This is a genomic window from Trinickia sp. HAY1-2D (assembly GCF_056754935.1).
Genome location: NZ_JBPGWX010000002.1, coordinates 2,540,164 through 2,561,504, shown reverse-complemented (window position 1 = coordinate 2,561,504; position 21,341 = coordinate 2,540,164). Strand labels below are relative to the sequence as shown.

General features: G+C 62.8%; 15 protein-coding genes. 7 read left to right on the top strand and 8 right to left on the bottom strand.

All coding sequences use genetic code 11. From position 1 onward, the window contains the following. Positions 1 to 27: 27 nt before the first annotated feature. Positions 28 to 819: a dienelactone hydrolase family protein gene (locus ACR9ZC_RS19120; RefSeq protein WP_481581498.1), complete on the bottom strand. Its 792-nt coding sequence runs from the start codon at positions 817 to 819 to the stop codon at positions 28 to 30. Between the two features lie 377 nt (positions 820 to 1,196). Between ACR9ZC_RS19120 and ACR9ZC_RS19115 the strand changes: the two genes are divergently transcribed. The 3 genes from ACR9ZC_RS19115 (at position 1,197) to ACR9ZC_RS19105 (ending at position 2,832) form a co-directional block, all read left to right on the top strand. Further along, positions 1,197 to 1,799: a hypothetical protein gene (locus tag ACR9ZC_RS19115; protein ID WP_481581497.1), complete on the top strand. Its 603-nt coding sequence runs from the start codon at positions 1,197 to 1,199 to the stop codon at positions 1,797 to 1,799. A 158-nt stretch (positions 1,800 to 1,957) separates the two neighbouring features. Continuing rightward, entirely contained in the window at positions 1,958 to 2,482 is a 525-nt protein-coding gene (locus ACR9ZC_RS19110; protein ID WP_331568495.1) for a DUF6496 domain-containing protein, read from the top strand. Between the two features lie 26 nt (positions 2,483 to 2,508). Beyond that, positions 2,509 to 2,832 (top strand): thioredoxin family protein, encoded by a 324-nt coding sequence (locus tag ACR9ZC_RS19105; protein ID WP_331568496.1) that lies wholly within the window; start codon positions 2,509 to 2,511, stop codon positions 2,830 to 2,832. Positions 2,833 to 2,869: 37 nt separating this feature from the next. On the opposite strand, the gene ACR9ZC_RS19100 is transcribed toward ACR9ZC_RS19105, so the two are convergent. Beyond that, a complete protein-coding gene (locus tag ACR9ZC_RS19100; protein ID WP_481581496.1) occupies positions 2,870 to 3,499 on the bottom strand; it encodes a mannitol dehydrogenase family protein in 630 nt (209 codons plus the stop codon). After that, positions 3,484 to 4,335, bottom strand: coding sequence for a mannitol dehydrogenase family protein (locus ACR9ZC_RS19095; protein WP_481581495.1), 852 nt, complete (start codon positions 4,333 to 4,335; stop codon positions 3,484 to 3,486). The genes ACR9ZC_RS19100 and ACR9ZC_RS19095 overlap by 16 nt, the downstream gene beginning before the upstream one ends. 92 nt (positions 4,336 to 4,427) lie before the next feature. Here ACR9ZC_RS19095 and manD point away from each other — a divergent pair, with 92 nt between their 5' ends. The 4 genes from manD (at position 4,428) to ACR9ZC_RS19075 (ending at position 8,986) form a co-directional block, all read left to right on the top strand. After that, the gene (gene manD, locus ACR9ZC_RS19090) at positions 4,428 to 5,636 is read left to right on the top strand and encodes a D-mannonate dehydratase ManD (RefSeq protein ID WP_331568498.1); all 1,209 of its coding nucleotides are present in this window, start codon (positions 4,428 to 4,430) and stop codon (positions 5,634 to 5,636) included. A 12-nt stretch (positions 5,637 to 5,648) separates the two neighbouring features. After that, entirely contained in the window at positions 5,649 to 6,704 is a 1,056-nt protein-coding gene (locus ACR9ZC_RS19085; RefSeq protein ID WP_481581494.1) for an L-idonate 5-dehydrogenase, read from the top strand. Between the two features lie 136 nt (positions 6,705 to 6,840). Further along, the gene (locus ACR9ZC_RS19080) at positions 6,841 to 8,136 is read left to right on the top strand and encodes an MFS transporter (RefSeq protein ID WP_481581493.1); all 1,296 of its coding nucleotides are present in this window, start codon (positions 6,841 to 6,843) and stop codon (positions 8,134 to 8,136) included. A gap of 10 nt (positions 8,137 to 8,146) precedes the next feature. Next, on the top strand, positions 8,147 to 8,986 hold the full coding sequence (locus ACR9ZC_RS19075) for a GntR family transcriptional regulator (protein WP_481581492.1): 840 nt from the start codon (positions 8,147 to 8,149) through the stop codon (positions 8,984 to 8,986). Positions 8,987 to 9,016: 30 nt separating this feature from the next. Here ACR9ZC_RS19075 and ACR9ZC_RS19070 read toward each other — a convergent pair whose 3' ends face one another. The 5 genes from ACR9ZC_RS19070 to ACR9ZC_RS19050 form a co-directional block, all read right to left on the bottom strand. Continuing rightward, positions 9,017 to 10,354, bottom strand: a complete 1,338-nt coding sequence (locus ACR9ZC_RS19070) for a TolC family outer membrane protein (protein ID WP_481581491.1) — start codon at positions 10,352 to 10,354, stop codon at positions 9,017 to 9,019. A gap of 170 nt (positions 10,355 to 10,524) precedes the next feature. Beyond that, positions 10,525 to 16,689, bottom strand: coding sequence for a beta strand repeat-containing protein (locus ACR9ZC_RS19065; protein WP_481581490.1), 6,165 nt, complete (start codon positions 16,687 to 16,689; stop codon positions 10,525 to 10,527). Positions 16,690 to 16,784: 95 nt separating this feature from the next. Next, positions 16,785 to 18,206 carry an HlyD family type I secretion periplasmic adaptor subunit gene (locus ACR9ZC_RS19060; RefSeq protein WP_481581489.1) on the bottom strand — a complete coding sequence of 474 codons (1,422 nt, stop codon included), beginning with the start codon at positions 18,204 to 18,206 and terminating at the stop codon, positions 16,785 to 16,787. After that, positions 18,190 to 20,391, bottom strand: a complete 2,202-nt coding sequence (locus ACR9ZC_RS19055) for a type I secretion system permease/ATPase (protein ID WP_481581488.1) — start codon at positions 20,389 to 20,391, stop codon at positions 18,190 to 18,192. The genes ACR9ZC_RS19060 and ACR9ZC_RS19055 overlap by 17 nt, the downstream gene beginning before the upstream one ends. 511 nt (positions 20,392 to 20,902) lie before the next feature. Beyond that, positions 20,903 to 21,274, bottom strand: coding sequence for a hypothetical protein (locus ACR9ZC_RS19050; RefSeq protein WP_481581487.1), 372 nt, complete (start codon positions 21,272 to 21,274; stop codon positions 20,903 to 20,905). Positions 21,275 to 21,341: the final 67 nt, after the last annotated feature.

Below are 21,341 nucleotides of genomic sequence, written 5' to 3'. Positions count from 1 at the left end.
TGCGTTCAGGCGTGCCAGTCCGCGCGCTCAGTTCGAGGCGAAGCTCTGGGCGAGCCATTCGCGCATCATCGCATAGGACCGGGCCGCGACTTTCGCGTCATAGCGGCACATTCCCGTGGGGCTCGTGGCCTCGGTTTCCGTAAAGCAGTGAACGGCATGGCCGATCTCGACGAACTGCCAGTCGGCCGGGCTTTGCTTCATTGCTTCGACGAATTTGGGGGCGTCCGGCATGGTAAACGCGTCGTCGGCTCCGTTCATGGCGAGCACGCGCGCCTTGATGTTTCGGGCGAGCGCGGGGTTGTCGGTACTCAGATCGCCATGAAAGGCGACCACGGCCTTCGCGGGGGCGCCGCTGCGCGCGAGATCGAGTGCGACCGCGCCACCGAAGCAAAAGCCGATGGCGGCAAGGCGTGCGCGATCGATCGGAGCCCCGGCCGCGGCGGCCTCGAGCTGTTCGAACGCCTTGACGATGCGTTTGCGCATCATGGCCCGGTCCTTGTAGAGCGGCGTGACCGCCGCCTTGGCGTCGTCGTCCCCCTTCGGGCGTGTTCCTTTGCCGTACATGTCGGTGAGCAGGATGACGTAGTCCTTGCCGGCCATCTTCTTCGCCTTTTCGATGGCGATATCGTTGATCCCGTACCAGTTGGGCACCATGACGAGGCCCGGGCGCTTCGCCATGGAGTCGTCGTCATAGACGAGCCGGCTATCGAACGTCGTGCCGTCGAGTGTCCATTCGACGGGTTTGACGACCATTTTCGCCAGCACCGGCGAAGCGATGAGGGCGGGCAGCAGCATCAGAACGAGGCGCAGGGCTCGCATGTCAGTATCCTTTCCGCGTTTTGGACGAACGGGTGGAGTGCTTCGACGGGAAGTCCTCATTCTAGGGTGAACAGACCTGCAGCATTAGCCCGCGTTGGCGCCTGCCACTACCCAAAGCCGTAATCCTCATCACGCGACATGCAGGTTTTCACGATTCTCGGCGCGTCCGGCCCACGGTGCGGCCGGTATCGTTTTCGGCGTCCGTGCCGCGTTTCTGGCAGCATCGTTGCCCGGTAGACATTGCCAGGCCGGACACCCCGAGCAAGCGTTCGAAACTGCTGTCGCACGAGGGCGTTATGACGAGCGGTCCGGATTTTCGATTGTTCTTTTCAGAGTCCCCTGGCTTTCGACCTGGCACGACGCTCGAACCCGCGGGAGTGAGCCTTCGCGAGGGTACGGCATTCGAGCCGGGATTCGATGACACGGCGCTGCCCCGACAAAGCGTGGCGCTCATGTTCGCGCTTTGTCTGCGCTACGGCGTCGAGCCTGCCGTTCGGTCGCATCCTCCGTCATTCAGTGCGGCGCAAAAGCAGCGCATCGTCGCACCAGCCCAGGTGCAAAAGACCGTGACGGTGCGCTTGGGCGACTCGACGCTGCTGTGCACAGCCATCGGCGATCCATTGCTGAGCCGCGATCTCATGCGCGAGGTGGCCGAACGGTTGGGGCTCGCTCGTGCCAGCGTCAAACGGCTGCATATCAATCCGCCCGGCTGCGATCCTTTGATCGAGTTCGGGATGGCGCCCGGCATGGTGTCGCCGTGGCTGCGTCCCGGGCGGCCGACATCGGTGCGCGCCGTCGTGCTGACCGGGGAGGCGGCGCCCGCTGCGACGGACGAGACCGCAGTGGCGCTTTCGTTGTCGTTGCGGCAAAGCCTTTTCGTTCCTGCGCGCATCGTCCCCGCGATGCTGCGAGACTATGCGGCGCGGGCCTATCCGCAAGTGGCATGGATCGATCTTCGGCGCGAAACGGCGGTGCCGTGAGGCGATCGGCGTCACGGACACCTGGCCGGCGGCATGGCGGGCGCCGTCGTTGTGCGCTTGCGGGTTGACCGCCGGGGTCCGCAGCGACGACTTCCGGGAAGCGAGGCACAGGTCTTGCGCGGCAGTAAGAAACCCAACCAATCCATGGGAGAACTGCCATGCCTGAGAAGAAAACCCTCTCGCGTGCCCGTGCCGACAAGCGTGCGGGCAAAGCGCCGAGCACGCAGGCCGGCGAATTCGTGAAGGAAGAGATCGATCACGTGCGCGCCGGCAAGCATGGCGTGAAGTCGGCGAAGCAAGCGGTGGCCATTGGACTGTCGAAGGCCCGCAGGGCGGGTGTGGACTTGAAGCCGCCGAAGAAGGGGGCGACCAGCGAGTCGACGCGCAAGAAGGCGCAGAAGGATCGCGAGGTGGGTCAAACCCCGGCCGCGGCGCGCAAATCGGCCAGCAAGGAGACCACTGCCAAGCGTTCCCGCACGACGACGGCCGTGCTCAAACACGAGGGTAAAAAGAGCGCATCGCGCGGTGCACTTTCGGCGCAGGCCAAGTCCGCGGCGGCGAAGCGCCCGGCGGCAAGCCGCTCCGCCGCGGCCAAGAAGGCCGCCGCCACCAAGGGCGCGGCTGGCCGCAAAGCGGCCGCGAAAAAGGCCGCGCACACGCGCGCGGCACGCGCGCATCATTGAGCCTTCATCGGCAACGGGGAAGGGTCATGAGTCGCGATACCGCCTATTCGAAAACACCGCCGACGCGCGGCGAAGTCGACGCCTTCGTCGGTCCGACGGTCCTGGAGTTCGGCACGGACTGGTGCGGCTACTGCGAGCGGGCGCAGCCGCTGATTGCCCAGTCGCTCCGGCCGCGCGCGCAGGTGCGCCATTTGAAGATCGAGGATGGCCCGGGCCGGCCGCTCGGCCGTTCATTCAAGGTGAAGCTTTGGCCCACGCTGATTTTCCTGCGTGACGGCGCCGAGGTCGCGCGCGTCGTGCGCCCGTCGGATGCCAGCGTCATCGAGGAAGCCGCAGAGCAAATCGATTGACGGCTGGTTGTCCGCGTCCAGAGGCGTGGACCGACGTTCACCCATAGGCCTGAACCGCGTGGCGTGCGCCTTCGCGAAGGGCCGACAGCGCTCGAACGAGCGCATCCCGCAAGACGCGGTTGCCCGCGAGCGCTTCGGGAAACACCTCTCTGATGCGGAGCAAGGCGTCGGCGAGCGCCTCGGGCGTATTCGCCGCGGGCTGTGCGGCGTGCGTCAGCCGGGCGGCAAGCGGATCGCTGATCTCATACGGCGCACCATCGTCGGTTCGACCTCGCAGGAACCGCATCCACGCCGCAACGGCAAGCGCGAGCCGCGGGAACGGCTGGCCGGCAGCCAGGCGCTCGGCGATGGGCCCGAGCAGACGAGGCGGAATCTTCTGGCTGCCGTCCATTGCGATCTGTACGCAGCGATGCTTGAGAGCAGGGTTCGCATAACGTTGAAGCAATGCGTCGCGATAAGCGTGCAGGTCGAGCGACGGCGGCACGCTCAGTGTCGGTGCAATTTCCTCGGTCATCATGGCGTGGATCAATTGGCGTATCGATTTCTCGCCGATCGCGGCATCGACCGTTTCGATGCCCGCGAGCATCGAGAGATAGGCGATCGTCGAATGCGTGCCGTTGAGCATGCGCAGCTTCGCGAGCTCGAACGGCGTCACGTCCTCGACCATTTGTACCCCAGCCTGCTCCCATGCGGGGCGCCCCCCGGGAAACGGTCTTCGACCACCCATTGCCGAAACGGCTCGCAAGGCACCGGCATCAGATCGGTATAGCCGAGCGCCGCGGATGCCGATTCGCGATCCGCCTCAGTCGTAGCCGGTACGATCCGGTCCACCATCGTCGAGGGAAACGCCACGTTTCCAACGATCCAGTCCGCAATCGACGGATCCAGCGCCCGGGCGTAAGAGGCGACGACCTGGCGCGTCGCCGCGCCGTTATGCGCGAGGTTGTCGCAACACAGCACCGTAAACGGATCGGCCATGCGGCGGCGCAGCGCGGCGACGAGTATGCCGGGAACCGTCGACGGCGCGTCGGGATGCGCCAAGTCATGGGCAATGTCAGGGTGCCCCAGATCGACATCGCCCGTTTCAGTGTCCCGGCAGTAACCTTTTTCGGTCACCGTCAGCGACACGATGCGGACACGCGGATCGGTGAGCCGCTCGAATAGCCGCGCACGATCGTCGGGCAGCGCGAGCACTTCGCGAACGATGCGCGCGAGCGTGATGCGTTCGCCATCGGGGCCGCGCTCGATGACGCTATAGAGCCCTTGCTGGGCGGCGAGCGCATCGCGTTTGCTCGTATCCGCTTTCAATGTGACGCCGCAAATGCCCCAGTCCCCACCTGCGGCCACAACGGCCTGCTCCGTATAGAGCGCCTCATGGGCACGATGAAAGTTGCCGATGCCCAAATGCACGATACCGATGTCGGGCTCGCGCCAGCCCGGCGATAGAAGGTGCGCTGTCAGCTCGGGCAGCGCGTGACGAGTCAGACGAGGAGCAGGGGTCATGAGGCGAATATCCGGGTTATCCCTTGGAATCAATCAAACATACTTGTATGGTAGCATGAGCCAACATCGAAGCAGATGCAAGGACTCGCCCCATGAAAATCGTTCGCGCGGATGTCATCGTCACCTGTCCCGGTCGAAATTTCGTCACATTGAAGATCGTCACGGACGAAGGCGTTCATGGCATCGGGGATGCGACGCTCAACGGCCGGGAGTTGGCTGTGGCGTCTTATCTGAAGGACCACGTCTGCCCGGCGCTCATCGGCCGCGATCCAGGACGTATCGAAGACATCTGGCAGTTCCTCTACAAGGGCGCCTATTGGCGGCGCGGCCCGGTGACGATGACGGCCATCGCGGCCGTCGACGTGGCGCTGTGGGACATTCTCGGCAAGGTGTCGGGGCTGCCGCTTTACCGGTTGCTCGGCGGCGCTTCGCGCGAAGGCGTAATGGTGTACGGGCACGCGACGGGTACCGATATTTCCGAGGCGCTCGATCGATACGCCGAGCATATCGAGGCGGGCTACAAGGCGGTTCGCGTGCAATGCGGTGTGCCGAACATGCGCTCGGTCTACGGCGTGGCGAAAGGCGGGGGCGTCTACGAGCCGGCCACCAAAGGTGTCGTACAAGAGCACAGCTGGTCTTCGGAGAAATATCTGGATTTCGTACCGAAGCTTTTCGAGGCCGTGCGTGCGCGCTTCGGTTTCGATACGCATTTGCTGCACGACGTCCATCACCGCCTGACCCCTATCGAAGCGGCGCGCCTCGGTAAGGCCGTCGAACCGTACCGGCTTTTCTGGCTCGAGGATCCCACTCCAGCCGAAAACCAGGCCGGCTTTCGATTGATTCGCCAGCACACCGTCACGCCCATTGCCGTAGGCGAGGTGTTCAACAGCATCTGGGACTGCAAGCAACTCATAGAAGAGCAGTTGATCGACTATATCCGTGCGACGTTGACGCATGCCGGCGGCATCACGCATCTGCGCCGCGTGGCGGACTTTGCCTCGCTTTATCAGGTGCGTACCGGCTGTCACGGCCCGTCCGATCTGTCGCCCGTCTGCATGGGCGCGGCACTGCATTTCGACCTGTGGGTACCGAACTTCGGCGTACAGGAATACATGGGTTTTCCGCAAGCCGCGCTCGAAGTCTTCCCACACGCGTGGCGGTTCGAACGCGGCATGATGCACCCGGGCGAGGCGCCCGGGCATGGCGTCGATATCGACGAGGCGTTGGCCGCGCGCTATCCCTACGACCCGGCCTATCTTCCCGTCGCGCGACTCGAAGACGGCACCCTCTGGAACTGGTAAGGAGTCCTCTCAATGCTGGCAGCCGTGCTTCATGAGCCGAAGCTCATTCGTGTCGACGACATCGAACGTCCCGAACCGGGGCCGGGGCAGGTTCGCGTGCGCGTACGCGCGGGCGGCATCTGCGGATCGGACCTGTCCTACTACTTCAAAGGAAAGAGCGGAGACTTCGCCGTTCGAGAGCCGTTCATCCTCGGGCACGAGGTGTCGGGCGAAATCGACGCGCTTGGCGCGGGGGTGCCGGAATCGAGTGCGGCTGCCGGGGTCGCAGTGGGTCAGCGTGTTGCGGTCAATCCGGGGCTGACCTGCGGGCGCTGCCGCTATTGCGTGGCAGGCATGCCGAACCACTGTCTCGATATGCGCTTCATGGGCAGTGCTTCGACGTTCCCGCATAGCCAGGGCATGTTCAGGCAGTACATCGTCGTTGCCGAGCATCAATGCGTGGCGGTACCCGAGACGCTCGATTTCGCGCAGGCATCGATGGCCGAACCGCTCGCGGTGGCGCTGCATGCGATTCGCCGCGCCGGCTCGCTCGTCGGCGCGCAGGTGCTCGTCGTCGGGTGCGGTCCGATCGGCTGCCTGTTGCTGGCTACGGCGAGCCGTGCCGGCGCGCATCGGCTCGTGGCCATGGATCTTTCGAAGCGGGCCCTCGATATCGCGCGCGCAATGGGCGCCGATGAAACCGTCGATGCAGGCGATACGAACGTGGTATCGCGCTGGACCGAGGCGCGCGGCACGTTCGATGTCGTCATCGAGGCGTCCGGCAGTCCCGCCGGGCTCGATACCGCGCTGCGCGCCGTGCGCGCGGGCGGCACCGTCGTTCAAGTGGGCAATCTGCCCGCCGGACAGTCGCCGGTCGCGGCGAACCTCGTCATGTCCAAAGAGATTCGCTACACGGGCTCGTTCCGCTTTGCCGACGAATACGCAATTGCGGCGCGGGAGATCGCGCAAGGCAAGCTCGATTTGCGGCCGCTGATGACGCATTCGTTCTCGCTATCGCAGGCCAATCATGCATTCGAGGTGGCGCACGACCGGTCGCAATCGATGAAGGTTCATCTGCAGTTCGATTGAGTTACCGCGATGCGAACGGGCGCTTCGTGCCGGTTCGCTGCATTTGCATTTTCAGGTTTGTCGAACACGCCCGCAAAGAGGTGCGACAGCTTTGTATCGATGAAAGTCAGCGCGGATGCGCTAAGGAGACGCAATCATGTTCAAGAGCCAGCGATGGTACATCGTCGCCTTGTTTTTCCTGGCAGGCCTCGTCAACTACCTCGATCGCGCAGCGCTCTCGATCGCGGCGCCGTTGATTCAGCAAGACCTGCACTTCACGCATGCGCAACTCGGCGTCGTGTTCAGCAGCTTCTTCGTGGGCTACGCCATTTTCAACTTCGTCGGCGGGGTGCTGTCGGACCGCTTCGGCGCTAAGCGCGTATTCGGCGCCGCCATGGCGATCTGGTCGATTTTCTGCGGTGCGACGGCACTTGCAACCGGCATCGCTTCGTTGATCGTGCTACGCGTGCTGTTCGGCATGGGCGAAGGGCCGTTCAGCTCGTCGAACAGCAAAATGGTCAACAACTGGTTCCCGAAGCGCGAAGTCGCCAGCGCGATCGGTGTCATCAGTTCCGGAACGCCGTTGGGCGGCGCGCTTGCAGGACCTGTGGTCGGCTATCTTGCCGTGCGGTTCGGCTGGCGCTGGGCCTTCGTCGGCATCATGGTGCTCGGGCTGATATGGCTCGTCGCCTGGGTGACGACGACGACCGACGAGCCGCGCGATCATCCGCGCATTTCACGCTCCGAGCTCGAGCTGATCGAAAGCGGGCAGCAACAGCGCGACGCAAGTACCGCAGGCGCCATCGACGAGGAGTCCGCGCCGCTCACGCATTTTCTGCGGAAGCCGCTCGTGCTCGCCACGGCCTGCGCGTTTTTCGCCTATAACTACGTGCTGTTTTTCTTCCTCTCGTGGTTCCCGACCTATCTGACCGAGGCGCATCACCTCAGTCTGCGCGACATGAGTATCGCAACGGTCATTCCGTGGCTGCTCGGAAGCGTCGGGCTTGCCTCGGGCGGCTTCATTTCCGACGCCATTCTCAAGGTCACGGGACGACCGCTGCTGTCGCGCCGGATCGTGCTCGGCGTATGCCTTGGCGCGTCGGCGCTGTGCGTCGCGCTCGCGGGTGGGGTCCAAAGCACATCGGGCGCCGTTGCGCTGATGTCGGTGTCGATTTTCTTTCTCTATGTGACGGGTTCCGTGTACTGGGCCGTGATCCAGGATACGGTGCCGCGCCGCCACGTGGGCGGTGTCGGCGGCTTCGTGCACTTTCTCGCCAATCTCGCCGGCGTTATCGGGCCGGCTGCGACGGGTTTCATCGTGCAAGCCGCGCACGGCTCGTACGCGAGCGCGTTCGTCCTGGCAGGCGGCATTGCGGTGGCAGGCGCCGTCTGCTCGATCGTGGGTATTCGCGAGCCGCGCCCAGCGGGCGTTCGGGTGGGACGCGCATGGTAGTATGGTGGATATGAAAACCACGCTTTCCACCGCTTCGATTCCGCGTTCCGCCTCGCCGACCGGCCGGTCGGCACCGGTTGCAACGGTCAGGCGGCGCGGCGGGTTGGCCGCTGCGCCGCGCACCGCGCTTCCCGACCTGGCTGCGCAGGTTTCGCTCGATTCCCATGAGCCGATCGGCGCACAGATTTTCCGGGCGTTGCGCCAGGCGATTTTCGTCGGGCAGATGGTCCCCGGCACGCCGTTGTCGGAAAAAGAGGTGTCGGAGATGTTTCACGTATCGCGACAACCTGTGCGTGAAGCGTTCATCAAGCTCGCCGAGGCGGGCGTATTGCAGGTTTTGCCTCAGCGCGGCACGTTCGTGCGCAAGATTTCGCCGCGAAGGGTGCGCGAGGGGCGTTTCATTCGCGAGGCGATCGAGACCGCCGTGGCACGCAAGGCGGCAGAATCGATTACCGATGACCAACTGCTGCAGCTCGGCGAAAACCTCCGCGATCAGAAGCTCGCGGCAAAGGTGAACGACACCGCGCGATTCCTTGCGCTCGACGAGGCGTTTCATTATTCCATTGCACAATCGATCGACTGTATTGCGGCTTGGGAAACGATTCAGGATATCAAGGCGCAAATGGACCGCGTGCGTTATCTGAGCCTGCCCGAGGTTTCACCGCTCGATCTGTTGATTCGCCAGCACGCGAAGATCGTATCCGCGCTGCGCGCGCACGATCCCGCCGCGGCGGAGCAGGCGATGCGCGCACACTTGCGGGAAATCCTCGTTTCGCTGGGCCCCGTCGCCGCTCGCAATCCCGATTGGTTCGACGCAGACGAGCCGGAGCGCGTATCGCTGTGCACCTGAGTACGGTGCCATGCGACGAGATTGGCTGCGTCATCGCACCCGCAGACGGTAGGACGAAATGGCCTGGGGCGGCAGATCGACGTGAAGCATATCGAGCAACTGCCCCATGCCTGAGAAGACCTTATAAGCGCTCGCCGTCTGAGCATACTGGCCGCTGATGTAATCGATGCGCGCGCTGTAGTACTCGCTTTCGGCGTTGAGCAGATCGAGCAGCGAGCGCTGCCCGATGCCGAATTGCAACCCATAGGCTTCGCGTGTGGAAGCGCTCGAGCCTACGTACTGCGCGAGGACGGCGGTACGATCACGCGCGGTGCGGTAGGCGTTGAATGCAAGCGAGACGGTTTCCTGCACTTCGCGACGCGTATGGTCGCGCTGCTCCTCGGCTTCGCGAATCTGCGCTGCGGCTTCCCCGATTCGTGCCTTGTCGGCACCGCCACTGAAAATATTGAAGCGCAGCCGAAGCATGACGCGACGATCGGTGCTGGGCCCGAGCATGCTTTCGCGGTCGTGCGCGGTGCTGACTTCGAGATCGAGGCGCGGCCATAGCGCTGATTTTGCGACGTTGTACTGGGCGCGCGCCTGGTCGACGTCCGCGTCGGCTCCGCCAAGCGAAGGATGGCGCGCCAACGCGGCATCCACAGCGAGTTGCTCGGTAGGCGGGATCGCCTCCTCCTGCGCGCTGGGCTTCATCAGCGCCGCCGGCGGCACGCCGACCAGACGTGTGTACGCGATTTCCGCATCCTTCAGGCTGCTTTGCTCCGAGCGCAAGTTGTCGCTGGCCAACGCCAGACGAGTTTCAGCCTGATAGAGATCGGCGCGTCGTCCAACGCCACGATCGCTACGCAACTTGATCTGCTCGTAGATGCGGCGATGTGCCTCGATGTTGTCTTCCGCCGCGGCAGTTGTTTCTTTCCGGCGCAATACTTCGAGATAGGCACCGACGACGCGCAGCGCCACATCCTGTGCCGTCGCTGCCACTCCATAGCCAGACGATTCGATGCGCGCCCTTTGGCGGGCGACTTCGCTTTTGACGCCTGCGCCGTCGAACAGCATTTGCGTCAGCGTAACGTTGGCGGTGCGATGCGTGAAAGTAGTGCGATTCAAACCGAGTAGGCGCGTTTCGGTGTCGTCGCGTCGCTCCCGGCCGATGCCGGCATCGACATCGAGACGCGGCAAGTAGCCGGCTTGCGCTTGTTTCAGCGCTTGATCCGCTGCCTCGCGATGATAATCCGTGGCAAGCACTTCGGGATTGGTCGCGACGGCCTGTTCGACTGCCTCTTGAAGGGTCTGTGCGCAAGCGTCTGAAGCATCGACGGTTATCGCGGCCAGCAATAAAAGCATTGCAAGCCTTGGCCTATTTTTATTCATTGCGCATTTCCTGTAACCCCAAGACCGCTATCTCATGATGCCGAAGCAAAAAATACCGCCCCCGGTACTTCGGCATCATTCGACGATTTATATTGCTTGAGATACGTTGCGCTTTCAATCAGGAGAATCCCGTTAAGCCGATTCCGACACGGGTTCTTCCGATATCTCCGTTAATATTCCTGGACGTGCGGCAAGGCCGGCGCAATATACGTGACCAGCGTGCCGCCGCTCTGGTCTTGCGCGAGCTGGAACCCTCCACTGGACAAATTGCCTTGCATCGCAATCTGAGCTGTGTGGACGCCATCGCTGACGGTCAGCGTGCCACCTGTTCCCGCATCGTTTGCCGTGAAGCTGAGCGTCGCGTGGTCGCTATAGAGTACGTCTGCCAGGTCCAGCTTGTCGCCGGTCGTAAAGCCCGAGACGGAGCCGCTGAAGCTTTCGGCGCGATCGAGCTGGAGCGTGCCGGCTGCACCGTCGGAAAACGCGGTATTGGCTGCCGAGGCGCCACCGAATTCCAGCGTTGCCGCACCGCTGATCGTGGCGGCCCCGTTTCCGGTCACATCGCCATGTATCGTCAGGTTTGCGCCATTGGCCCAGAGGTTTCCTGTATTCAGTACGGCACCGTCGACCACGAGACCGCCCGCCCCGGTCGCTTCGAGCGTGCCCGTATTGCTGACGGTGTTACTGCCGGTATCGATCACCAACGCATGCGTGCCGTTGGCGACGATCGTGCCACCGTTCGTCAGCGTCAGCTGGCCGGCGCCGATTTGGCCCGCGCCTGCGATCGTATTGTCGACGTTGACGAGCGTCGCATCGGCTGCGCCTCCGAAGATGATGTTGTGGCTGTCGTCGGAAAGCTGAACCTGGCCACCGCCTTCGAGCGTTGCATTTTTGACGAGGACTTCGAGGTTCGTTTCATCGCCGGTCGAAGCAAGTACGATCGTCCCGGCATTCTCGATGGTTCCGCCGATGGGCAGCATGGCGCCATCGTTGACCGTCAGGATGCCTGTATTGGTACTCACGGGCTCTTGATCGAACACGAAGTTGCTGGCTGTCAGGTCCGCCGAATGCACGCCCTCGACCGTAATACTTTGGCCGGCACCGAGTGTGATGACTGCGTTGCCATTGGCGTCATCGGTCATGTGTGTCTGCACATCGCTGAAGCTCCCCATGCCGGCAAATCCGACCAGATCGATTTTGTCGGCTCCAACATCAAGGTTATGCAGCGTATCGTTACCGATCGGTTGGGCAAAGACGAAGAGGTCGCTCGCGCTCGAGCCGCTGAGGTGGTCATAGCCAGACCAAGCGAAAATGGGGGCGTTGGCCGCGTAGGCTTCGACGTTGTCTGAGACAGTGAGCGACGAGTGGCTGCCGTCGGCGTTGGTCCAGTTCTCCGTTACGTTCAGTACCGTTGCGCCAGTGAAAGACGCGGGGGGCGTAACGGAGAGTCCGCTCAGATCGTGTGTCGACACGAGCCAGGAGCCGTTGCCGAGGTCGGTCCCGGCGCTGAGTTTCCAGTCGGCCGGCATCCCCGAGATCGTTACCGTGAGATCGGCTGCGCCGTTCGATGGATCCGCCAATGCCAGATTGATGTCAGATCCGGCGATTCCGGCAGGAGCTGTGTGTTGCAGTGATCGCGTATTGCCCGCGAGGTCCCACTCGGTCACCGTGATGGAGTCCTTGTTCAGATTGAGAGTCTGGTTCGAAAAGCTCCACGTTCCCGGGCTTTGCTGTGTTGCCAGATAGTCGACACCCGTCGAATTGTCGTGAATCGTGACCTTCCAGACATTCGATGTGTCGGTGGTGGCTGTCAGTGTGTGCCCGCTGTACTGCCAGGTCAGCGTGGAGGGCGCCGTGGTGTCCAGTGTGAAGTTCAATGCGGTGGCGGCCGAAGTGTTGCCGGCGATGTCTATTTGACGCACCTGCAGCGAGTTCTCGCCTTCGGCGGCGGTAAAGGTGGTCGTCCAATGAGCACCGTTATCGGTGGAGTACTGTACCGTGGCGCCGGTCTCGACACCGCTCAGATTCAGTGTGCCGAGGTTGGTAATGTGGTCGGTCGTGCTGCTGCCGGAATCGGTGGCAAGGGTCACGCCCGGGGCGGCGGCCGTCGTATCGAGGGTGAAGTTGAAGCTGGTGGCGCTGGAGACATTGCCGGCGACATCGGTTTGGCGCACCTCGACGCTGTTCGAGCCTTCGACGGCGGTAAAACTGGTGCTCCAGCTTTGGCCACCATCGGTGGAGTACTGTACGGCGGCGCCGTTCTCGACACCGGTGAGGTTCAGCGTGCCGATGTTGGTGATGTGATCGCTCGTGCTGCTGCCGGAGTCGGTGGTAAGCGCCACGCCCGGCGCGGCCACCGCTGTATCGAGCGTGAAGCTGAAGCCGGTGGCGTTGGAGACATTGCCGGCAACATCGGTCTGGCGCACCTCGACAGAATTCAGCCCCTCAACCGCACTGAAACTGCTGGTCCAATGAGCGCCGTTATCGGTGGAGTACTGTACGGTGGCGCCGTTTTCGATACCGCTGAGGTTGAGCGTGCCGATGTTTGTGATGTGGTCGGTCGTGCTGCTGCCCGAATCGATGGCAAGCGCGACGCCGGGGGCGGCCGCCGCCGTATCGAGGGTGAAGTTGAAGCTCGTGGCGCTGGAGACGTTGCCGGCCACATCGGTCTGCCGCACCTCGACAGAATTCAACCCCTCAACTGCATTGAAACTGCTGGTCCAATGAGCGCCGTTATCGGTGCTGTACTGTACAGCCGCACCGGTTTCGACACCGCTGAGATTGAGCGTGCCAACGTTGGTAATGTGGTCCGAGCCACTGCTGCCCGAGTCGGTGGCAAGGGTTACGCCCGGGGCGGCGGCAGTTGTATCGAGGGTGAAGCTGAAGCTTGTGGCGCTGGAGACGTTGCCGGCTACATCGGTTTGGCGCACCTCGACAGAATTCAGCCCCTCAACCGCACTGAAACTGCTGGTCCAATGGGCGCCGTTATCGGTGGAGTACTGTACGGTGGCGCCGTTTTCGATACCGCTCAGATTCAGTGTGCCGACGTTAGTGATGTGATCCGAGCCACTGCTGCCGGAGTCGGTGGCAAGCGCCACGCCCGGGGCGGTAGCCGCCGTATCAAGGGTGAAGCTGAAGCTCGTGGCGCTGGAGACGTTGCCGGCCACATCGGTTTGGCGCACCTCGACGCTGTTCGTGCCTTCGGTGGCGGTAAAGCTGGTGCTCCAGCTTTGCCCGCCATCGGTGGAGTACTGTACCGTGGCGCCGTTCTCGACACCGCTGAGGTTCAGCGTGCCGACGTTGGTGACGTGGTCGGTTGTGCTGCCGCCGGAGTCGGTGGTAAGGGTCACCCCCGGCGCAGCAGCCGACGTATCGAGCGTGAAGCAGAAGGTCGTGGCGCTGGAGACGTTGCCGGCTACATCGGTTTGGCGGACTTCGACGCTGTTCGTGCCTTCGACGGCAGTAAAGCTGCTGCTCCAGCTTTGGCCACCATCGGTGGAGTACTGTACGGCGGCGCCGTTCTCGACACCGATGAGGTTCAATGTGCCGACGTTGGTGATGTGATCCGAGGCGCTGCTGCCCGAATCGGTGGCAAGCGCGACGCCTGGGGCAGCGGCGGTTGTATCGAGTGTAAAGCTGAAGGTCGTGGCGTTCGAGACATTGCCCGCTACATCGGTCTGACGCACTTCGACGCTGTTCGTGCCTTCGACGGCGGTGAAACTGCTGCTCCAGCTTTGGCCACCATCGGTGGAGTACTGTACCGTGGCGCCGTTCTCGACACCGGTGAGGTTCAATGCGCCGACGTTGGTGATGTGATCCGAGGTGCTGCTGCCGGAGTCGGTGGCAAGCGTCACGCCCGGGGCGGCGGCCGTCGTATCGAGGGTGAAGCTCAAGCTCGTGGCGTTGGAGACGTTGCCGGCGACATCGGTTTGGCGCACCTCGACGCTGTTCGTGCCTTCGGTGGCGGTGAAACTGCTGCTCCAGCTTTGCCCGCCATCGGTGGAGTACTGTACCGGGGCGCCGCTCTCGACACCGGTGAGGTTCAGCGTGCCGATGTTGGTGATGTGATCCGAGGCGCTGCTGCCCGAATCGGTGGCAAGCGCGACGCCTGGGGCGGCGGCGGTTGTATCGAGGGTGAAGCTGAAACTGGTGGCGCTGGAGACATTCCCGGCTACATCGGTTTGGCGCACTTCGATGCTGTTCGTGCCTTCGACGGCGGTAAAGCTGGTGCTCCAGCTTTGCCCGCCATCGGTCGAATATTCGACGGCAGCGCCGCTCTCGACACCGGTGAGGTTCAGTGTGCCGACGTTAGTGATGTGGTCGGTGGTGCTGCTGCCGGAATCGGCGGTAAGGCTCACGCCCGGAGTGGCCACCGCGGTATCGAGGGTGAAGCTGAAGCTCGCGGCGCTGGAGACGTTGCCCGCTACATCGGTTTGACGAACTTCGACGCTGTTCGTACCTTCGACGGCAGTAAAGCTGGTGCTCCAGCTTTGGCCACCATCGGTGGAGTACTGTACGGCGGCGCCGCTCTCGACACCGGTGAGGTTCAGCGCGCCGACGTTGGTGATGTGATCCGAGGCGCTGCTGCCCGAATCGGTGGCAAGCGCGACGCCTGGGGCAGCGGCGGTTGTATCGAGGGTAAAGCTGAAGGTCGTGGCGTTCGAGACATTCCCCGCTACATCGGTCTGACGAACTTCGACGTTGTTCGTGCCTTCGACGGCGGCAAAGCTGGTGCTCCAGCTTTGGCCACCATCGGTGGAGTACTGTACCGCGGCGCCGTTCTCGACACCGGTGAGGTTCAGTGTGCCGACGTTGGTGATGTGATCCGAGGCGCTGCTGCCCGAATCGGTGGCAAGCGCGACGCCTGGGGCGGCAGCCGTCGTATCGAGCGTAAAGCTGAAGCTCGTGGCGCTGGAGACGTTGCCGGCTACATCGGTTTGCCGCACCTCGACAGAATTCAACCCCTCGACTGCAGTGAAACTGCTGGTCCAATGAGCACCGTTATCGGTGCTGTACTGTACGGTGGCGCCGTTCTCGACACCGCTGAGGCTCAGCGTGCCGACGTTGGTGACGTGGTCGGTGGTGCTGCTGCCCGAATCGGTGGCAAGGGTCACGCCCGGCGCGGCGGCCGCTGTATCGAGCGTGAAGCTGAAGCTGGTGGCGTTGGCGACATTCCCGGCTACATCAGTCTGACGCACCTCGACGCTGTTCGTGCCTTCGACTGCGGAAAAACTGGTGCTCCAGCTTTGCCCGCCATCGGTGGAGTACTGTACGGTGGCGCCGTTCTCGACACCGCTGAGGTTCAGCGTGCCGACGCTGGTGACGTGGTCGTTCGTGCTGCCGCCGGAGTCGGTGGTAAGGGTCACCCCCGGCGCAGCAGCCGACGTATCGAGCGTAAAGCTGAACGTGGTCGCCGCCGATACGTTGCCTGCCGTATCAATCTGCCGCACCTCGACAGAATTCAACCCCTCGACCGCACTGAAACCGCTGGTCCAATGAGCGCCGTTATCGGTGCTGTACTGTACCGTCGCGCCCGCTTCAACACCGGTGAGGCTCAGTGCACCGACGTTCGTCACGTGATCCGAGGCGCTGCTGCCCGAGTCCGTCGTCAGGGCTACCCCAGGAGCCGCCGCGGCCGTTGTGTCGAGAACGAACGAGCAGGTCGACGTTGCCGAAACATTGCCAAGGACATCGATCTGCCGCACTTCGACGGAATTCAGTCCCTCAGCGGCGGTGAAGCTACTGCTCCAATGCGCGCCATTGTCGGTGCTGTACTGCACCGTGGCACCATGTGCAAGGCCGCCCAGGGAGAGCGTGCTGTCCGAGGTGATCCAGTCGTGCGCGGAATTCCCCGTGTCGTTTGCCAATGCCACGACGGGCGCCGGCGGCGCAATGTCGACGTAGGCCGTCGCCCAACTGAGCGTGCCGTTGCTGAGTCGAATCGCATAGTTGAAGCTGTCTTGCGCGTAACCCAGCGTGTTGAAGCTGTTTGCAAGCCAGGAAGAGTCGATGTGGCTCGCATCGTATCCCACCTTTCCGTCGGACGTGATCCAGATATGCGCACCATGCGCACTGTAGTCCGTACTGACGGCTTCCGCGCGCGTGGTGTCCTGAGTCAACAGCGCGCTTTGTTCCTGCGTAAGCGTAGTCTCGGTACCGCTGTCGACGGAGTAGAGTGTCTTCGCCGCTCCGCCGAGATCGTTGGCCATCACATTCAGATAGACAACGCCGAGCGAATCGTCGGTCAGTCCTGTCTGCGCGGATGTATAGACGTCGTCGGTGGCCTGCGGCGTGTTGCTGATCGAGACAGTCGTTCCGCTGGTGATGGTAGCCATGAGTCTTCCCCGTTTTGTTTAGTGCCTGGCACAACCAGTCTCGACGAAGCGATGCCGCCGTGCCGTATGTGAATAAAACTGAAATCCGCCTGATCTCAACGCTCGCGTAACGCCGTTTCCTTGGTCTTGATCACGGGCTTGAGCAGGTAATGCAGTACAGTTCGGCGCCCGGTCTGGATATCGACGGTCGCAATCATCCCCGGCACGATCCGCACAGGCTCGCGCTGGCCGCTGGGCTTGTTCGTCTTCGTGCGAACGAGGACACGGTAGTAACTTTCCGGCTTTTCGCCGGGGCGCTCGGGCATCAAGGTGTCGGCGCTGATGTCCTCGACCGTCGCGGGAAATCCGCCATAAATGGAAAAGTCGTAAGCGGAGAGCTTGATCGTTGCGTCCTGACCCGGGTGCAGAAACGCGATGTCCGAAGGCTGCACGCGTGCCTCGATCAGTAACGTCTCGTCGAGCGGCACGATTTCGAGCAGATCCATGCCCGGCTGAACGACACCGCCCACGGTGTTGATCTTGATTTGCTTGATCATGCCTTTCACGGGCGCCCGCACGGTCGTGCGCGTGACACGGTCTTCCAGTGCAACGTTGGCCGCGCTCAGGGCCGCTTGTTCGGCGCGCGTTTCATTCAGTTCCTTCATCGCGTCCGCCCGGAAGCGCGCGGTGAGCTCGTCGATCTTTTGTCGAGCTTCACGCCACGCAGCGTCCAGCCTTGGCATGGCGAGTCGCGTTGCATCCAGCTCGCCCTTCATATCGTTGGCCTGGCGTTCCAGCCGCAACACTTCCACATCGGAAACGGCGCCCTTTTGGACCAGTGGGCTCGTCAAGTCGAGTTCCTTGGCGACGAGACTGTAACTGTGCTGCAGTTGCACCTCGCGCGAACGCTTCTCCGCCAGTTCCTGGCGATGTTGCTCCGACTGTTGTTTGAGCACGGCCAGGTTCGCTTGCAATTCACGCTGACGGGATTCGAACAGCGATTGTTCCTGATTGAGCAGCGACGGATCCGTTTTCTCCAATTGCGGAGGAGCGATAAACGCCGTGTCGTTCGCTTCCGCGGTGAGCCGTGCGATCCTCGCGATCAACGCGGCATCCTTGGTTTTTCCCTCTTTGTACGACGATGCAAACCGTGTATCGTCGATGCGCAACAGCGGCTCGTCTTTCTGCACGACTTGCCCCACGCGGACCATGATCTCGGAGACGATGCCGCCATCGAGGTTTTGCACGACTTGAATTCGGCGTGTCGGGATAACCTTTCCCTCTCCAACGATGACCTCGTCTACGTTGGCGAACGCAGCCCAAGTCAATGCGGCAAGGAAGAAGGCCAATGTCGCCCAGAGGATCCAGTGGGTGAAATAGCGCGGCCCTTCCATGACGGCTGCGCAGCGCTCGCGCATGAACGCCGTATCGTCGGGCCGCGGCCGCAGCGCGGCACTCATGCGATGTGCCAGTGCCGCGAGCGTGCCGCGGTGCACGGTCGACGAATCCGCGCCGTTGTGCTCAGCCGGCCGCGACATGAAGCCTCCTTCCGGCAAGGGCGGCCAAGACCTGATCCTTGGGCCCATCGGCGATAACGCGTCCCTGATCCATGACGATCAGCCGGTCGACGAGCGCCAGCAGGGATGCACGATGCGTAATCAGCACCAGCGTACGCCCTTCGAGTTGCGGGGTGAGTCGCGCCTTGAAGAGCTCTTCGGAGCGGTTGTCCATTGCGCTGCTCGGCTCGTCGAGCACGAGAATGGGTGGCGAGAGCAACTCGGCGCGCGCGATCGCGATCGCCTGCCGCTGACCGCCGGACAATGCTTCGCCTCGTTCGCCGACGGGCAGGTCGAATCCGTTCGGCAGACGGTCGACGAAGTCCGCCACCCCGGCAATTCGCGCCGCGCGCAGTACGGCCGCATCGTCCGCGCTCGGCGCACCGAGCACGATGTTTTCTCTCACGGAGCCGTTGAAGAGCACGACATCCTGCGGAACGTGGCCGATACCGCGCCGCAGTTGTGCGGGATCGAACTGTCGCAACTCGACGCCGTCGACAAGCACATTCCCGGAAGCGGGCGGGTACAGCCCGAGAATCAGTTTTTCGACGGTAGTCTTTCCCGAGCCGACCCGGCCAATGATGCCGACACGTTCTCCGGCAGCAATCCGGAACGACACGCCTTCGAGCGCAGCGCCGGTTTGGCGGGGGTATGAAAAATGGACATTCTTGAATTCGATGCTGCCGCGCAGCGCAGGGCGGTGCACGAACCGTTTGTCGGCAGGGCGCTCGACCGGCAGGTGCATCAACCGCTGGATCGATGCGAGCGCGCCGCGCGACTGGTGATAGCGGGTCAGCAGGGACGCAACCTGGCTCATGGGAGACAATGCGCGACCGGTGAAAATCGTGCAGGCAATGAGGCCGCCTGTGGTGAGCTTGCCGTCGGCAATCAAGTAGACACCGCATACGACGACGATGAGATAGGTGGCCTGCTGCGTGAAAGCGGCGAAGTTGACCGCGCACGCCGAAAGAAAGCGCGAGCGCAAGCCAAGACGGGCTAACTGGCCGACCGTCTGTTCCCACAACGACTGCATTTGGCCTTCGGCGCCATTGATCTTGATGGCCTCGAGCCCGACTAACGATTCGATCAATAGGGCTTGCCGTTGCGCCGTGTGACGTTGGCTGACCTCGACCGTCGCGGCCAATGGCCCTTGTACGGCCAGGCCGAACCCCACGACGAGCGGCAGGGCGATCAGCGGGAGCCATCCGAGTGCGCCGCCAACCCAGAACATCGCTGCGATGAAAACGACGCAAAGGGGGAGATCGATCAACGCGGAGGCGGTCGCCGAGGTGAGGAATTCCCTTACTGCTTCGAACTCCTGAATGTTCGAGGCAAAGGCACCCACGGAAGGCGGTCGCTCGGCCATCTGAATCGCCAGCACTTTCTCGAACAGATTGGCGGAAAGAATCACGTCGATTTTCTTGCCGGCCACGTCGATGAAATAGCCGCGTAGCGATCGCATGAGCAAATCGAACACTATCACCACCATGACGCCGACCGTCAAAGCCCATAACGTCTCATGCGTGTGGTTCGGGACCACCCGGTCGTAGACGTTCATCGTGAAAAGCGGCATCGCTAGCGCGAACACATTGACCATCAGCGATGCAATCATCACTTCCGCGTAGATCGGCCATGCCTGCTTCACCACGCCCCAGAACCAGTGGCTCGCGCGCGGCACGGCGCTGTCCGGATCGCACTCGTGATACCGGTGAGCAGGGCGCGCGAAGAGAACGAGGCCTGTATAGCGTTCCTGCAGATCGGCTACGCTGATTTCTTGTTCGCCGTCGCCTGTTTCCGGGAGAACGACTTGCATACTGCCGCCGCCGTTCCTGCGCAACAGGACGCAGGCCTGCTTATCTCGCAAGAGAAGAACGGCCGGCAATAGCATGTCGGTAACGCTGTCGAGCTGGCGTCTGTTGAGCTTTGCCGATATGCCGACACGCGCCGCCGCCCGAATGAAAAGCGCAGGCGTCAGGTGCTGATCGTTCAGTGGCAGGCCTGCCACGAGCGCGTCGGCACTCGTTGGCTGGTTGAATAGCCGGGCGAGCGCGATGAGACAGCCGAGCAACGGATCGTTTTCGATTCCGGAGGTCGGTGGGACATCCCATCCTCGAGCAGCGGGCTCGCTTGCCGGCTCGGTGGCGGCTTCCGGTGTGGCGGAATGCATTTAAAACAAGCGCGCGAAAATGCTATGGGCACCCTGATTCAGCGCTCCCCCGAGCGCTGAAGGCCTCGCTAGCAGCGCGTTAGCCTTGTCCATGAGATCCCCCTTCCTTGGTCCTTATGGTTCTTCTACGGAACCGATCGTTGCCCGCTACCGATGCGCGGACTGCTTTAGCAAGCACTGCGCCATCGGCGGCGCATCCAGCAGCCATGCGGCACCCGCCGCAAAAAGGAGGGATGCGAGGCAAAAAGCTGGCGATTTCGTCTCAGACGTAAGACGAATTCAAGGCTGGGGAACGAGGAAGTCGGCTGGCAGCTCGAGGCAAAGGCCCGTATGCGCAGGTTCTGGTGAGATGGACGCGCCCAAGCGAGCGCGTCCGACATGTCTCATTTCCGAGACGACCGTTGCGTACCCTCGTGACGAATGGCTCAGCAACGGTTAGACACCGTCAGGTGTTTCGCAACGTCCGTGCCTGAGCGGTGTCGTTGACGGTGCCTTGGAGTCTCGTGCCGTGTCAAAAGAGCTCGGGTGGTCTGCGGTCGGTGAGTTCGCGCGGTGCCGGCTCCGGCAGCGTGAACGACACGTGTGGCCATTCGTCGAGCAATCCGTCGACGCGGGCATCGGCCTCGCTCGTGAACAGGCCGTCGAGGTAGTCGAACGTCAGTATCGGTATCAGCGCCTGCAGCGCTTGCGTCGCGTCGGGCTGGGGGCCGCTTTCGATCGCATCCACATCGAGCTTGATCGAGCAGGCGCCCTGGGCGCCGCATTCGATCGCCCCGATGTCGATGATCTTGCCTGCCGCGTTTTGCGCCAGAACTCGGGATCCGGCCGCAACGAGCTTGAAGGGCCGGTCGAATTGCGGGGTGGTATTGCGTTGGGTTGCCATGTCAGTGCCTCCGGTGCGACGGCGCGCTCAGCGCCGATCGATGCTCACCGACGACGCTTGCGCGGCA

Coding starts and splice junctions, on each gene's coding strand:
- ACR9ZC_RS19070 (WP_481581491.1), bottom strand. CDS start 10,354: ATGAATAAAAATAGGCCAAGGCTTGCAATGCTTTTATTGCTGGCCGCG.
- ACR9ZC_RS19050 (WP_481581487.1), bottom strand. CDS start 21,274: ATGGCAACCCAACGCAATACCACCCCGCAATTCGACCGGCCCTTCAAG.
- ACR9ZC_RS19095 (WP_481581495.1), bottom strand. CDS start 4,335: ATGACCCCTGCTCCTCGTCTGACTCGTCACGCGCTGCCCGAGCTGACA.
- ACR9ZC_RS19120 (WP_481581498.1), bottom strand. CDS start 819: ATGCGAGCCCTGCGCCTCGTTCTGATGCTGCTGCCCGCCCTCATCGCT.
- ACR9ZC_RS19100 (WP_481581496.1), bottom strand. CDS start 3,499: ATGGTCGAGGACGTGACGCCGTTCGAGCTCGCGAAGCTGCGCATGCTC.
- ACR9ZC_RS19105 (WP_331568496.1), top strand. CDS start 2,509: ATGAGTCGCGATACCGCCTATTCGAAAACACCGCCGACGCGCGGCGAA.
- ACR9ZC_RS19075 (WP_481581492.1), top strand. CDS start 8,147: ATGAAAACCACGCTTTCCACCGCTTCGATTCCGCGTTCCGCCTCGCCG.
- ACR9ZC_RS19055 (WP_481581488.1), bottom strand. CDS start 20,391: ATGCATTCCGCCACACCGGAAGCCGCCACCGAGCCGGCAAGCGAGCCC.
- ACR9ZC_RS19085 (WP_481581494.1), top strand. CDS start 5,649: ATGCTGGCAGCCGTGCTTCATGAGCCGAAGCTCATTCGTGTCGACGAC.
- manD (WP_331568498.1), top strand. CDS start 4,428: ATGAAAATCGTTCGCGCGGATGTCATCGTCACCTGTCCCGGTCGAAAT.
- ACR9ZC_RS19060 (WP_481581489.1), bottom strand. CDS start 18,206: ATGTCGCGGCCGGCTGAGCACAACGGCGCGGATTCGTCGACCGTGCAC.
- ACR9ZC_RS19065 (WP_481581490.1), bottom strand. CDS start 16,689: ATGGCTACCATCACCAGCGGAACGACTGTCTCGATCAGCAACACGCCG.
- ACR9ZC_RS19110 (WP_331568495.1), top strand. CDS start 1,958: ATGCCTGAGAAGAAAACCCTCTCGCGTGCCCGTGCCGACAAGCGTGCG.
- ACR9ZC_RS19080 (WP_481581493.1), top strand. CDS start 6,841: ATGTTCAAGAGCCAGCGATGGTACATCGTCGCCTTGTTTTTCCTGGCA.